11 protein-coding genes and 2 pseudogenes are annotated in these 13,038 nt (G+C 69.0%); 6 read left to right on the forward strand and 7 right to left on the reverse strand.

From position 1 onward, the window contains the following. Nucleotides 1–268 precede the first annotated feature (268 nt). The gene (locus ACZ7EG_RS28240) at nucleotides 269–1,768 is read left to right on the forward strand and encodes a CoA transferase (RefSeq protein ID WP_471084683.1); all 1,500 of its coding nucleotides are present in this window, start codon (nucleotides 269–271) and stop codon (nucleotides 1,766–1,768) included. 41 nt (nucleotides 1,769–1,809) lie between these two features. On the opposite strand, the pseudogene ACZ7EG_RS28245 reads toward ACZ7EG_RS28240, so the two are convergent. From ACZ7EG_RS28245 to ACZ7EG_RS28260, 4 genes and pseudogenes are all read right to left on the reverse strand, one after another. Beyond that, a pseudogene (locus ACZ7EG_RS28245) lies at nucleotides 1,810–2,013 on the reverse strand (MMPL family transporter); the annotation flags it as partial. 385 nt (nucleotides 2,014–2,398) lie between these two features. After that, nucleotides 2,399–2,965: a VOC family protein gene (locus tag ACZ7EG_RS28250; RefSeq protein ID WP_471084686.1), complete on the reverse strand. Its 567-nt coding sequence runs from the start codon at nucleotides 2,963–2,965 to the stop codon at nucleotides 2,399–2,401. 223 nt (nucleotides 2,966–3,188) lie between these two features. Then, a complete protein-coding gene (locus ACZ7EG_RS28255) occupies nucleotides 3,189–3,881 on the reverse strand; it encodes an alpha/beta fold hydrolase (RefSeq protein ID WP_471084689.1) in 693 nt (230 codons plus the stop codon). A 20-nt stretch (nucleotides 3,882–3,901) separates the two neighbouring features. Continuing rightward, the gene (locus tag ACZ7EG_RS28260; protein ID WP_099926986.1) at nucleotides 3,902–4,927 is read right to left on the reverse strand and encodes an AraC family transcriptional regulator; all 1,026 of its coding nucleotides are present in this window, start codon (nucleotides 4,925–4,927) and stop codon (nucleotides 3,902–3,904) included. 188 nt (nucleotides 4,928–5,115) lie between these two features. Here ACZ7EG_RS28260 and ACZ7EG_RS28265 point away from each other — a divergent pair, with 188 nt between their 5' ends. Further along, nucleotides 5,116–5,958 (forward strand): alpha/beta fold hydrolase, encoded by an 843-nt coding sequence (locus tag ACZ7EG_RS28265; protein ID WP_471084693.1) that lies wholly within the window; start codon nucleotides 5,116–5,118, stop codon nucleotides 5,956–5,958. Beyond that, the gene (locus ACZ7EG_RS28270) at nucleotides 5,955–7,118 is read left to right on the forward strand and encodes an LLM class flavin-dependent oxidoreductase (RefSeq protein WP_471084696.1); all 1,164 of its coding nucleotides are present in this window, start codon (nucleotides 5,955–5,957) and stop codon (nucleotides 7,116–7,118) included. Before ACZ7EG_RS28265 ends, ACZ7EG_RS28270 begins: the two co-directional genes overlap by 4 nt. 32 nt (nucleotides 7,119–7,150) lie before the next feature. On the opposite strand, the gene ACZ7EG_RS28275 is transcribed toward ACZ7EG_RS28270, so the two are convergent. Both ACZ7EG_RS28275 and ACZ7EG_RS28280 read right to left on the reverse strand, forming a co-directional pair. Continuing rightward, nucleotides 7,151–7,960 (reverse strand): IclR family transcriptional regulator domain-containing protein, encoded by an 810-nt coding sequence (locus tag ACZ7EG_RS28275; protein ID WP_471084699.1) that lies wholly within the window; start codon nucleotides 7,958–7,960, stop codon nucleotides 7,151–7,153. A gap of 172 nt (nucleotides 7,961–8,132) precedes the next feature. Beyond that, the gene (locus ACZ7EG_RS28280) at nucleotides 8,133–8,738 is read right to left on the reverse strand and encodes an NADPH-dependent FMN reductase (RefSeq protein ID WP_471084702.1); all 606 of its coding nucleotides are present in this window, start codon (nucleotides 8,736–8,738) and stop codon (nucleotides 8,133–8,135) included. A 304-nt stretch (nucleotides 8,739–9,042) separates the two neighbouring features. Here ACZ7EG_RS28280 and ACZ7EG_RS28285 point away from each other — a divergent pair, with 304 nt between their 5' ends. The 3 genes and pseudogenes from ACZ7EG_RS28285 to ACZ7EG_RS28295 form a co-directional block, all read left to right on the forward strand. Then, the gene (locus ACZ7EG_RS28285; protein WP_471084705.1) at nucleotides 9,043–10,206 is read left to right on the forward strand and encodes a CaiB/BaiF CoA transferase family protein; all 1,164 of its coding nucleotides are present in this window, start codon (nucleotides 9,043–9,045) and stop codon (nucleotides 10,204–10,206) included. Beyond that, entirely contained in the window at nucleotides 10,203–11,006 is an 804-nt protein-coding gene (locus tag ACZ7EG_RS28290; RefSeq protein WP_471084708.1) for a citryl-CoA lyase, read from the forward strand. Before ACZ7EG_RS28285 ends, ACZ7EG_RS28290 begins: the two co-directional genes overlap by 4 nt. A gap of 186 nt (nucleotides 11,007–11,192) precedes the next feature. Next, nucleotides 11,193–11,422, forward strand: a pseudogene (locus tag ACZ7EG_RS28295) (PAS sensor protein); the annotation flags it as partial. A 389-nt stretch (nucleotides 11,423–11,811) separates the two neighbouring features. On the opposite strand, the gene ACZ7EG_RS28300 reads toward ACZ7EG_RS28295, so the two are convergent. Continuing rightward, a complete protein-coding gene (locus ACZ7EG_RS28300) occupies nucleotides 11,812–13,020 on the reverse strand; it encodes a cytochrome P450 (RefSeq protein WP_471084711.1) in 1,209 nt (402 codons plus the stop codon). Nucleotides 13,021–13,038: the final 18 nt, after the last annotated feature.

Raw genomic sequence — 13,038 nt, forward strand, 5'->3', positions numbered from 1 at the left:
GCCTCCAGGGGACCTGCGACGTTGCCGTTCCGGTCACGTGCACATCAGCGAAACGGACGTGTACAGGCGCCCGTCTGCGGGGCAAGCTGCTGCACGGAAACGCGGTGTTCACACGGCCGACATCAGGCCGCCGCAGGTCTCCGACGTGCACGGGTACGGGCTTCGCTCCCGACCCCGGCGTGATCCTCCCTTGCCCTCAGCCTCGGGTCGGTCTGCCCTGCCCTGCGTCGGAGCGCGGCGCCGGCCGGCCCGGCCCAGGAGGCGAACGATGACCGGAGCAGTGACTGGCGGGGACACGTCGGCACCTCTGTACGGGGTCCGGGTGGTCGACACCACCGACGGACGCGGCGAGGGAGTGGGCCGCTTCCTCGCGGGCCTGGGCGCCGACGTGATCCTCGTGGAGCCGCCCGGGGGCGCTCGTGCCCGCACCCGGGCCCCGCTTCACGAGGGAACCAGCCTGTACTTCGCCGTGCGCAACGCCGGCAAGCGCGGCGTCACCCTCGACCTGGACACCGAGGACGGCCGGTGCGACCTGAGGGCGCTGCTGGACACGGCGGACATCTGGATCGAGTCCGAACCCTGCGGCGTGCCGGGCTTCGACTACGAGAGCGTCACGGCCCGCAATGCCCGGCTCGTCCTGCTCACCGTGACCGACTTCGGACTGACCGGCCCCTATGCGGGACACGCGGCGACCGACGCCGTGCACGCGGCCCTCAGTGGCCTTCTGTGCCGTTCCGGTCTGCCCGGGCGCCCACCGCTTCCGCCTCCCGGTTCGATCGTCACCGAGTCCGCATATCTGCAGGCCGCCTGGGTGACCCTGCTCGCGCATCACAGCAGCCTTGAGACCGGGCGCGGCGACCACATCGACTTCTCCGTGCACGAGGCGGTCACCCAGATCGTGGACCCCGGTTTCGGTATGGGCGGCTCCGCCGCCGGGGGCCGACGCGCCGCAGACCTGCCGCCCGGCAGACCCGCCGCCGGACATCTCTACCCGATCTTCCGGTGCGCCGACGGCCTGGTGCGCGTCTGTGTGCTGAGCGCGCGGCAGTGGCGCGGCATGCGGGCCTGGCTGGGCGAGCCCGAGGAACTGGCCGACCGGCGCTACGAGAACCTCGCCGTGCGCGAGAACATCGTCGTCGTCCCGCAGGACACCGACCTCGTGACCGCGGCCCCCATGGGGTGCGGATTCCAGACCGGCGCGGGATCGGTCGTCAATCTGCTGCGGCCCACTCCTGACTCCAGCCTGGTCGTGTACGGCGCCGGGGGAGTGGGCCTCGCGGCGGTCATGGCCGCCGCGGCCCTCGGCACCGGCACCGTCATAGCCGTCGACCTCTCCAAGGAGCGGCGTGCCCTGGCGACGGAACTCGGTGCCACCCACGCCCTCGACGGCGCGAGCGCGGACCTCGTCGAGCAGATCAGGGAGCTCACCCCAGGCGGCGCGACCCATGGCTTCGACACGACCGGGGCCCCCGGTGTGATCCGCAACGCCGCCCTGGCGCTGGCCCCCCTGGGGTCCCTGGTCGTCGTCGGCCTCGGCGCGGCGGACATCGGCTTCGACGTGATGGACCTCATCGGAGGAGGCAAGACGATCCGAGGCAGCATCGAGGGCGACGCGAATCCGCATGAGCTCGTGCCACTCCTACTTGACTGGCACGCGCAGGGCCGTTTCCCCGCGGACCGCGTCATCTCCACGTTCGCCTTCGAAGACATCGACGAGGCGGTCGCACGCATGCGGGCAGATGTCGTCAAGCCCGTCCTCACGTTCTGAGGCAGGGCCGAGCCCAGAGACACAGGTCCGGCACGGTAACGGGAGACGACCAACAGCGCGTGGTCGATGCCGCACGCGATACCGATCATCGAGTCGAACGTCGGAGTGGTGATGGACAGGTCGAGGACCTCGGTGAGCGACATGAACGAGGTGACACCGACGCCTACGACGGCCGTCAGGAGGGGCAGCTCGCCAGCGGCAGCGAGCCGAAGGTGATGCCAAGGATTGCGCGGCAAGGGCGACACCAACCAGCTCGGTGGACCCGGTCTCCAGCAGTCCGGCAATGGCGGTGCCGCCCGCGTTGACCGTGAGTGGCGCCTGCCTCGCTGGCCCGACGATGAGAGCGGCGCGCCTCAAACCCTACGGTATGCACACTCTGACCATCGCCGCGGTGGATCTGATCGAACGGCTCGACCCCGCCGGCCTACTGGGTCGGCCTGTCCATGGGCGGCCTCGTCGGCCGACGGATGGCCGCTATGAGGACCCGACGAAGGCCCTGAGGTTCGGACCCACCTCGTCGCCTGTCTGGCGGGCGGTACGCGGTGTCGCCGCTGAGTGCCCGGGGGCCGCCCGTACCCACCCGCGCGGGACACAGGGATGGGAGGTGGATACGGGCGGCGGCACTGGGGCTCAGCGGTAGGTGTTGTTGCTGACGTGGTCACCTTCGAGCCACGACTTGAGTTCGGCGTGCGCGGTCCGTCGGCGCTCCTCGTCGGAGGCCTCGATGCCGGGGGCGTCCAGGGTGAACTCAAGGAGGAGGCCGTTCGGGTCGCTGGTGTACAGGGAGCGGCAGTACCCGTGCTCCAGGACGTAGGTCTCCTCGGGCTTCCAGCCGGCGTCCTTGAGCCGCTGGGCGACGGCGTCCTGGACCTCCGCGGTGACCTTGAGCGCGATGTGCTGGAACGGCGAGTGCGGCATCCTCGGGCCGAACTGCTCCTGGTCGGCCGGGTCGACGAACTGGAAAAAGGCCAGCGCGCTGCCGTCCCCGAGACCGTAGAAAGTGTGGCAGTACGTCCGCACGGCCCCGAAGAGCTCGTCGGACTCCTTCCACGTCGCCACCAGCGGCAGGCCGATGATGTCCTCGTAGAACGCCCGGGTCGCTTCCTGGTCCCGCGTGACGTAGGCGTTGTGGTGAAGTCGCGTCGGCAGGGAGCCGACGGCCGTGCTGTTGGCGGCTTCGGGCAGGGACTGGGTCATCGTTGACTCTCCTTCGTCATCTTCCGCTCACTGAGACGGAAACATCTCCGGACATCTGTCCGTCAGGCGAGCATGGGTCGACGGTCGCGCGCGGCTCTTCCCCGGTCAAGAGCCGGGAAAGGCAGGGGAATCAAGCCCTGCGGGAATCGGATGAATCGCGCGGAGAGCGGATCTGCGCGGAGCCGGACCGCAGCGCACCTGAGATCCCGGCGGGGCCGGGATCTCAGGTCCTGACCGTTCGCGCGGCATGCGCGGCCTGCTCGGCCAGAAGTGCCGCCAGCCGGTCCGGGGCGGAGAAAAAGGGGGAGTGGTCGCAGTCGATCTCGATGCTCTCGGTGGCGTGTGCCGCGCATTCGCGCTGCGCGCCGACCCGGACCGTCCGGTCCTTCGTGCAGACCACGTATACGGACGGTGCGGACCTCCACGCGGGTTCGATGATCGGTGTTCGCGGTACGCGGCTCGTCATCGGCCGCCATCGCTGTGCCGCCAACTCGGCCATGTTCGGCGGAGAGCGCGAGTAGAGGACCTCGCGGGCCTCCCCGCGCAGGATGACGGCGCCGTCTTCGCCCGTGTCCCATGCCGCCCGGAACTCCGGATGGTTCCAGCGGGGCGTGTGCGCCGCGGGTGACTCTCCGGCCAGCGGCATCCGCGCGGCCACGAAGACGAATCGGTCTGCTCCCTGCCCTCCGGCGGTCACCGGCAGGCCGCCGTAGCTGTGCGCGACCAGCACGACGGGCCGTGCCCGCGCGATCTCGCGGACGGCCTCCCGCACAGCGGCGGTGTCGTCCTCGAAGGAGGTGAACGGAAGGTCGATCGCCCGGCCGGCGACGCCGACGCGATCCAGCCGCTCCAGGACCGGAGCCCAGCACCAGCCATCGTGGTTGGCTCCGTGTACGAAGAGAATCAGGGGGTCCACAGCTCGCTCTCTGTTCAACGTTAACGGCGCATCGTCGCGGACGGCGACTCTCCAAAGCGCTCTTTGTAGGCGGCCGCGAAGCGGCCCGTGTGAGTGAACCCGTGGCGCAGAGCCACATCGGTGACCTTCACCCCGGTGGAGGGGTCGGCGATCAGCAGTTCCTCGTGGACCTGTTCGAGGCGGTGGCGGCGGACGTACGACATCGGTGACGTGCCCAACTGCCGACGGAACGCCGAATGCAGGGAACGTTCACTCACACCGGCGAATTCGGCGAGGTCGGCGACGGTGAAGGCGGCGTCGGGGGACGACTCGATGAGTTCCACGACGCGTCGGACCACACGGGGCGCCGGCAGCGGCTGCGCCGAGAAAATTCGGTCGGTGTAGTTGTGCCGTTGCCCGAGCAGCAGGGCGGTCAGGATGCCGTGTTCGATCTCCTTGGCGAGCACCGGGGGAGGGCCTGCCTTGCCGCACTGTTCGAGTGCCCGCTGCAGCGTCCTGATCGCGGCCGTGATGCCCTCGCCGCCGCGCTTGAGGTCCATTTCGGTCTCGAAGCGCAGGGGCGCGTGCAGCGGCTCGTTGAGCAGGTTCCGCAGACAGCGGTCGATGAGGGCCTTGTCGACGGTCAGCATGAGCTGGCGCAGCCCGGGGGACCAGCGCATGCTGACGGTCTCCGGGAAGCAGAAGACCGCCGCCCGGGCCGGGCCGGCGACCGCGGTGGCCTCACCGGTCGAGCCCTCGTCGATGAGCATGGTGCCGCCGAAGACGAAATTCACGCACACGTCGCTGATCGGCGGCGTGCAGGAGATCTCCACCGCGGGGCCGTAGCCAGAGGCCATCAGGCCGATGCCGTTCAGCTTCCGGTATTCGACGCGGGCCTGGAAGGGACTCCCGCGCTCCAGCACCTTCATGCTGTGCACGTTCTTGAGGAGTTCCTGCGTCCGTGCCCGCGCCTCGGACGGGTCCCGCGTGTTGATCAATCGGCCGTAGGGAACGCTGGTGCCCTCCGGTATCAGCCCCTCGTCCATCGACATTGACGGAGCGCGCATGACTACCTCCACCGTCGGACGCCTGTCCGTATGACGTCCAGCTCGCAGAATCCGGGGTTGCGACCGGTATGTCAACCGTGGTGCGGGAAGCGGCCCAAGGCTGCGGCATCCGGCTCGGTGTCTCTGCCGGCGACTCCCTACCTTCGGACGTCAGCACCACAAGAGCCGGAGGTAGTGCAGTGACACAAGTGACGACCACCGAGGCCGGGCGGGACGTGAGCAGTCCGCCGACCGAGGATTTTCTCGAGGTCCCCGGAGGGCGGGTTCATCTGCTGCGGGGCGGTAAGGGGGCGCCGGTCCTCTTTCTGCACGCGGCCGGCGGCGCGGGCCAATGGCACCGATTCCATGAACTGCTGTCGCGCGGTTTCGAAGTTCTCGCTCCCGACCACCCGGGGTTCGGCGGATCGGACGAGTTCCCCGAGCTGGAGGGCGTCGACGATCTGGTCTTCCACTACCTCGACGTCATCGAGCGGCTGGGGCTGGAGCGTCCGCACATCGTGGGCGCATCCTTCGGCGGATGGGTAGCGGCGGAACTCGCGGTCGCCCGCCCGGACCTGATCGGCTCTCTGACCCTGCTTGGCCCGGCCGGGCTGCGGCTGCCGGCACATCCGCTCGCCGATCTGTTCCTCATGACGCCGGATCAGGTGGTCGACGCACTGTTCAAGGACCCCGCCAAGGCGTCGGCCCTGTTCCCCGGCGAGCCGGACGTCGACGACATCCTCGCGGCCTACCGCGACATGACCGCACTCGCCCGCTTCTCGTGGCATCCCTTCCTGAACAACCCGAAGCTGGAACGCAGGCTGCACCGCATCACCGCGCGCACACTCGTCGCCTGTCCGTCCGAGGACAAGGTCGTCCCCGTTGCCCACGGAGCGCGCTACGCCGAACTCATTTCTCAGGCCCGGTTCGCACAGGTCGAGGACTGCGGTCACGCGATGTATTTCGAACGTCCGCAGGAGTTCGCCCAGGTTGTCACCGAATTCCTGGCCGAAGCCGATGCCAGGACCGAGCTGAGCGGAGCGAGCCGATGAAGTTCGTCTTCTTCCACCTGATGCCCTACCCGTACCTGCCTGACGACTTCGACGAGAAGTACCCGAGCCCTTCCCTCACCTTCCCGAACAAGTTCTTCGACCGTGAACTCGGCAACCGGCTCTACCACCGGTACCTGGACGAGCTGGAGTATGCCGAGAAGCTCGGTTTCGACGGGATCGCCGTCAACGAGCACCACCAGAGCGCCTACGGTCTGATGCCCTCGCCGAACCTCATGGCTGCGGCCCTTGCCCGGCGTACGGAGCGGGCGCAGATCATGGTGCTCGGCAACGCGATCGGCGTGCGCGGCAATCCGCTGCGGGTGGCGGAGGAGATCGCCATGCTCGACCACCTCAGCAATGGGCGGGTGGTCTCCGGATTCGTCCGCGGCATCGGCTGGGAGTACTTCGCGCAGAGCGTCAACCCGACCCGGTCACGGGACCGGTTCAACGAGGCCCACGACCTGATCATCAAGGCGTGGACGTCCGACGAGCCGTTCCAGTGGGTCAGCCCCAACTACGAGTACCGCTACGTCAACCTGTGGCCGAGGCCGGTGCAGGAGCCGCATCCGCCCATCTACATCCCCGGCGCCGGCAGTACGGAGACGATGAAGTTCGTCGCCGAGCACGGCCACACCTATATGTCGGTCTACGCCCCGACGCCCCTGGTCCGCCGCTGGTTCGACGGACACCGGCAGGCGGTGGAGGAACTGGGCATGGAACACGACCCGGTGAAGTCCGCCTTCTCGGTGCCGATCTATGTGGCGGAGACCGATGAGAAGGCCCACCGTGAGGGACGGCGGCACATCGAGTGGCTGTTCCACCGCGGGCTCAAGCAGAGCTTCCCGCAGGTCTATCCGCCGGGTTACATGTCGCCGGGCTCGATGCGCGGTCTGCTGATGTCCGGAATGAAGCCGTACACCGAGACGTCGTACGAGGAACTGCTGGCGGGCGGATACGCCGTCGTGGGCAGCCCCGAGACCGTCGCGGCCCGACTGAGCGACCTGCAGGCGCAGCTCGGCTTCGGCCAGCTCATCGGGCTGTTCTCGATCGGAGACATCACCGCCGAGGAGATGAACAGGAGCATGGAGCTGTTCGCGTCAGAGGTGATGCCCGCTCTGCGTCCGCTGGGCGTCGCGGGCAAGGTGCCGGCCTCCTCCTGACCGGTACAGCCCACGCTCGCCCCCCGGCCCGATCAGCCGGCCCGGGGGGCGAGCGTGGCGAGGGGACGGTTCTCCCATGCGGCCCAGTCGGCGCTGATGTCGCCGGCGGTGCGCAGCAGCAGGGGAAGATGGTGTTCGACCAGGCGGTCGACCGAGGTCTCGGCGGCATGCGCGTTCACGTTCACCGCCGCGACTGTGCGGCCCTGCCCGTTGCGGATGGGCGCGGCGACAGACCTGATGCCGAGAGCGAGTTCCTCGTCGGTCACCGCCCACCCCTTGGCCCGTACGTCGCGGAGCACCTCGTCGAGTTCGTCGCGCTGAAGGCGGTGCCGGGGCGTGATGCCCGACCTGCTGGGCTCAGCGAGGACGCGGTCGAGTGAGGGACCGTCCAGGGCAGCGAGCAGCACTTTGCCGAGAGACGTCTGCGCGGCGGGGAAGCGGGTACCGACGGTCACCGACAGCGTCACCAGCTTGGGCATGGCGACCCGGGATACGTAGACGATGTCGGATCCGTCGAGCTGCGCGAGCGAGCACGACTCCCGGGTGCGGTCGACCAGGGTACGCAGGTGAGGTTCCGCCAGCTCCCAGATGTTCTGCGAGCCGATGTAGGTCATCCCGAGTTCGAGCACGCTGGGCGTCAAGGCGAACCCGGCTTCGTCGCTGCGTACGTATCCCAGCTTCTGGAGCGTGATGAGGATCCGGCGTGCTGTGGGCCGGGCGAGCTGTGCCTCGGCTGCGACCTCGCTCAGCGTCATGTACCGCCTGCCCGGCTGGAAGCAGCGCAGAACGTCGAGCCCTCTCGCGAGGGCCTCGATGAAATCCGGACCGGCGTCCCGGCGCATCTGTCGTCCCTCCACGCCTGCGAAATGGGCGGACGGGCCGAATGACCGCCCACCGGATGGTTGTCCGCCACTGTACCGCCGCCCGCTCCGCGCAGGGCAGGTCCAGGTTGGCGCATGGCGCGACCGTGGGACGGCGCGCAACGCTGCCCCACGGTCACGCCGTGCGCCCACCTCACGCCTGCGCCGGAGCCAGCACCCTCTCGTCTCCCAGCCGAGCGGCGGCGAACTCGACGACCTGCCGGCCGACGGTCTCCAGCTGGAACCGGGCCGACTCGTCCGTGCAGGCGCCGGTGACCGGGTCGAAGAGCCCCGGCATCGAGGCATTCAGCGCTGCACCCATCGGGGTAGGCCACCCTCGCAGCGCGTGTGCGCAGGTGCGCAGGGTCTGCAGGGTCGCCACACTCGCTTGCCAGCCGTAAGCGACGGCGATGCAGCCGACCGGGAGCCCGGCAAGGTAGGAGCGCTCGTCGTCTCGCAGGTCCTCGACATAGTCAAGGGCGTTCTTCACCATCCCCGACACCGTGCCGTGGTAGCCCGGGGACGAGATCAGCAGTGCGTCCGCGTCACGCAGCGCGGCCACCAACGCGGTGGCCCGCTCCGTCCTCGCCGACTTCTCGGGATCGTAGAGCGGAAGGACGAGCTCCTCCGCGGTGATCAGCTCGACGGTCGCGCCGGCGTCCGCCGCAGCCGCGGCGGCGACCCGCAAGGCGCGCTCCGAGCTGGAGTTCTGCCGCGTCGTCCCGCCGATCCCCAGGACTCGTGTCGTCTGCACGCCCATGGCGTCCTCCACAGTGCGATCTCGTGCTCGTCATCGAGCGTTCGGTCCGTTGTCCGTAGGGGCGACGGTAGGAGGGGGCGGTCGGCGGCACGAGCCGCTTCCGGCACGGTCGGGCCGTTTCCGGCAACAGGACCACTTCTTCCTGCCGTACAACGGACTCACGTCCGTACAACGGCTACTTCAACCCACACGCGACGGACGACACACCTTCCATACGGAGGTGGGTGGTTGACACTGGCTGTATCAGGAACCCAAACTGTCGGACAGTCGTCCGCATGGCGGACAAGTTGAAGGGTGTCGCCCGATGACCGACACAGTTGGAGCCCTCGACGGGCTGCTGATCGCCGACTTCTCCCGCATCCTCGCCGGGCCGTACGCCACCATGCTGCTCGGGGACATGGGCGCCGAGGTGATCAAGGTGGAATCGCCCGCCGGTGACGACACACGCACCTGGGTGCCGCCGGTCCGGGACGAGGTCTCGACCTATTACCTCGGTATCAACCGCAACAAGCGGTCCATCGCCCTGGACCTCAAGAACCCCGGGGACCTGCGCCTGGCCAGGGAACTTGTCTCGCGCGCCGACGTCATGATCGAGAACTTCAAGCCCGGCGGCCTGGCGCGCTTCGGCCTGGACTACGACACGGTCAGCGCCGACAACCCGGGACTGGTCTACGCCTCGATCAGCGGGTTCGGCACCGCGGGTGGGGCGTCCCTGCCCGGCTACGACCTGCTGGTCCAGGCGGCATCGGGCCTGATGAGCCTGACCGGAGACGCGGAGGGCCCGCCGTATCGGGCGGGGATCTCGGTGTTCGACGTCATGACGGGGATGCACGCCGCCATCGGTATCCTGGCCGCCCTGAACCACCGCAACGCGACCGGGGCCGGGCAGCACGTGGAGGTCAATCTCCTGTCCTCAGCGCTGTCCGGACTGGTGAACCACACCTCCGCCTACGTGGCCGGCGACGTCGTCCCGCACCGGATGGGCAACGCACACCCCAGTCTGTTCCCCTACGAGCCGCTGCCCACGGCGGACAAGGACCTCATCGTCATCGCAGGCAATGACGGCCAGTTCCGCAGACTCTGCGCCGAACTCGGCCTGGACGAGCTGCCCGAGGACCCCCGCTTCGCCGGCAACGAGGCCCGCACCCGCAACCGCGAACAGCTGCGCCCGCTCCTGGTCGCCAAGCTCAAGGAGCGCCCGGCGGACGAGTGGTTCAAGAAACTGTCCGCGGCCGGGATCCCGTGCGGACCGATCAACCACGTGGACGGCGGTGTTGCCCTCGCCAAGGAGTTGGGTCTCGACCCGGTGGTCACCGTCGGCTCAGGACCGCAGGCGATACCGATGATCCGCAACCCGATCACCTTCAGTGCCACCGCGCCACGGCACATCCTTCCTCCCCCCGACCTCGACCAGCACGGCGACGAGCTGCGGGCCTGGCTCGCGGCGGACAAGGACGTGGACCAGTGACTGCCGGACAGCCCCAGTACCCGACCGGACTCGGCACATCGGATGCCACCACCATCAGACTGCTCGGCCATGACCTGGCGAACGACCTGATGGGCCAGGTCGGCTTCGGCGAACTCGCCTTCTGGCTCGCCGCTCAGCGCCGCCCCAGCGAGGGCGAGGTACGGCTCTTCGAGACAGTGTTGGTCGCGCTGGCCGACCACGGCTTCACCCCCACCGCCATTGCCGCCCGTCTGACCCTGCTGTCCGCACCGGAGTCCATCCAGGGAGCCATGGCCGCCGGCCTGCTCGGTGGCGGCTCCCGCTTCCTCGGTGTCACCGAGGACACCGGCCGCTTCCTCGACGAGGTGATCACTGCCGCGGGAGACCCGCTCCCGGCCACCACCGAGGAGTGGGACGCCCTGGCCAGCAAGGCACTGGCCGAACGCAAGGCGACCAAACGGTTCGTGCCCGGCCTCGGCCACCCCGTGCACAAGGAACGCGACCCGCGTACAGCGGTGATCATCCGCATCGCACGCGAGGAAGGGGTTTACGGCCCCCACCTCGCCCTGTTCGAGGCCCTCGGCCGCATGGCACCCGAGTTCCTCGGCCGGACCCTGCCCCTCAACGGCGCCGGTGTGTGCGGTGCCGCACTCGCCGACCTCCGGCTCCCCGCCGAGTTGCTGCGCGGCTTCGCTCTCCTGGCCCGCGCGGCCGGACTCCTCGGCCACCTCGCCGAGGAACTCCGCCGCCCCATCGCCGCCGACATCTACCACTCGGTCGACCGCAACGCCCGCTACGTCGCCGGTGACGCCGTCGGATGAACAACCGCAAGGACAGGAGGGGCTGCCTCGGCGGATGGAGAAAGCCCCTCCTGCGGTGCCCGTCGGTGAGCCGGGGGGCGGGTTCCACAGAGGACGGGGACTACGGCCACGACCACCTGACGGCCGGTTGCCTGGCTGCGGCATTACGCCTCGCACCGCCCATGTGGACCGGCTCCAGCCAACCACGTGGACAACGCCCGCCGGTACACGCGCGAACGCGGCATCGCGCTGGCACTTCAGCGCGCCCTGCTGCCCCGACCCAGATCTCCCACGCCACGGTGGAGATGGCCGCCCGCTATCGAACGTCGGGCGGCGACGCCGAGGTGGGCGGCTACCGGTTCGACGTGATTTCGTTGCCCGGCGCACGGGTCGGCCTCGTCGTCGGCCATGGCATCAACGTGTCCGCCACCATGGGCCCCTCCGTCCTGACACGCCCCATCCCCGGACACCGGCCAGCACCGCCGGCCAACCAGCAACGGAGTCCCGCCATGCCCGCTGAACAGTACGGGCGCCGACACCACCGCCTTCTCGACGCACAGCTCTCCGGCCTCGCCGGCCCAAAACCATCCGTGGCTTTCGCACCGGCCACGGCGGTGCCGGGTTCCGGCCCCACCGCGCGCTGTGGGGCCGGAATCGTTGTCAGTTCGGCGGAGATGAGTCCCGGGTTGGGTGAGAGACCGGCGGTGGTGCGGGTGTGGTGACGCTCAGCAGCCGGACGGTGGCGGGGCGGACGGGAAGAGAGGGTGCCCCTTGTGTGACGGCGGCAGGGGAACAAGGAGCTGCTGTCGCCTCTGGGTGGATTCGGTCACCAGGCCACCGGAAGAGCGGTGACGCCGTACACGAAGCTGTTCGTCCGCATCTCGATCTCGTCCGCGGGAGCGTCCAGACGCAGCGTCGGGAACCGTTCGAGGAGCGCGGGAATCGCGATGCGCAGCTCGACACGGGCCAGTTGCTGGCCGAGGCACTGATGGATGCCGAAGCTGAAGGCCAGGTGAGCGTTGGCGGAGCGGCGGCCGATGTCGAGGGTGTCGGGGTCCTCGAAGCGCTCCGGGTCACGGTTGGCCGCGAACAGGGCGGGGATCACCACATCGCCCTTTTTGATCTGCCGTCCGCGGACCTCGACGTCTTCCAGAGCGGCGCGTTCCAGGCCGTACTGCGGGATGGTCAGGTAGCGGAGCAGTTCCTCGACCGCGTTGTCGATCCGGCCGGCCGGGTCTTCGCGCAGCAGTGCCAGTTGGTCGGGGTGCTGGAGCAGGGCGAAGGTGGACAGGGTGATCATGGTGGCGGTGGTCTCGTGACCGGCCACGAGCAGGCTCATGCCGAGGGCGGCCGTCTCCTCCAGGGAGAGCTCCTCGTCCTGGGCGAGTTCGCTGAGTATGTCGTCCGTCGGCTGGGCGCGCTTGTGACGGGCCAGTTCGTGGACGAAGTCCAGGAGCTCCTGGTTCGCCGCGGCATACTCTTCCGCGGTGCTGCCCATTTTCAGCAGGGCGGCGCTACGGGACTGGAACTCCGCGTGGTCCCCATAGGGCACGCCGAGGAGTTCGCAGATGACCAGTGAGGGGATGGGCAGGGCGTACGTCTCGACCAGGTCGACCGGGGGCCCCACGCGCTCCATCTCGTCGAGGCGCTGGTCGACGATCCGGGTGATGGCATCGGCGAGCTGGGCGACCCGCTTGGTGGTGAACTTGCCCTGGACCTTGCGGCGCAGGCGGGTGTGGTCCGGCGGGTCCATAGGGTTCATGTTGCCGGGGCCGGCGGGCCGGCGTGCGGAGAGCATGGTTCCGATGGCCGAGGTGCGCAGTTCACCGCGGGAGCTGAAGGTCTCGTGGTTGCGCAGGGTCGCGTAGACGTCGTCGTAGCCTGTGAGCAGCCATCCGTCGGTGCCGTCCGGCATGGTGACCGGGCACACCGGCTCCTTCTCCCGGAGTTCCTCGAGCTCGGGGGGCGGGTCGAACGGGCAGCCTTTCGCCCGCTGAATGGGGATCGAACGGCGCTCGGGCAGGGTTTCCGACATGGGGATTCCTTTCTTCAT

It is taken from the genome of Streptomyces sp. NPDC037100 (assembly GCF_055606225.1).

What these genes read in the sequence shown, in the direction of transcription:
- ACZ7EG_RS28240 (WP_471084683.1), top strand. Translation starts at nt 269, where the DNA reads ATGACCGGAGCAGTGACTGGCGGGGACACGTCGGCACCTCTGTACGGG.
- ACZ7EG_RS28250 (WP_471084686.1), bottom strand. Translation starts at nt 2,965, where the DNA reads ATGACCCAGTCCCTGCCCGAAGCCGCCAACAGCACGGCCGTCGGCTCC.
- ACZ7EG_RS28260 (WP_099926986.1), bottom strand. Translation starts at nt 4,927, where the DNA reads ATGCGCGCTCCGTCAATGTCGATGGACGAGGGGCTGATACCGGAGGGC.
- ACZ7EG_RS28270 (WP_471084696.1), top strand. Translation starts at nt 5,955, where the DNA reads ATGAAGTTCGTCTTCTTCCACCTGATGCCCTACCCGTACCTGCCTGAC.
- ACZ7EG_RS28275 (WP_471084699.1), bottom strand. Translation starts at nt 7,960, where the DNA reads ATGCGCCGGGACGCCGGTCCGGATTTCATCGAGGCCCTCGCGAGAGGG.
- ACZ7EG_RS28280 (WP_471084702.1), bottom strand. Translation starts at nt 8,738, where the DNA reads ATGGGCGTGCAGACGACACGAGTCCTGGGGATCGGCGGGACGACGCGG.
- ACZ7EG_RS28285 (WP_471084705.1), top strand. Translation starts at nt 9,043, where the DNA reads ATGACCGACACAGTTGGAGCCCTCGACGGGCTGCTGATCGCCGACTTC.
- ACZ7EG_RS28300 (WP_471084711.1), bottom strand. Translation starts at nt 13,020, where the DNA reads ATGTCGGAAACCCTGCCCGAGCGCCGTTCGATCCCCATTCAGCGGGCG.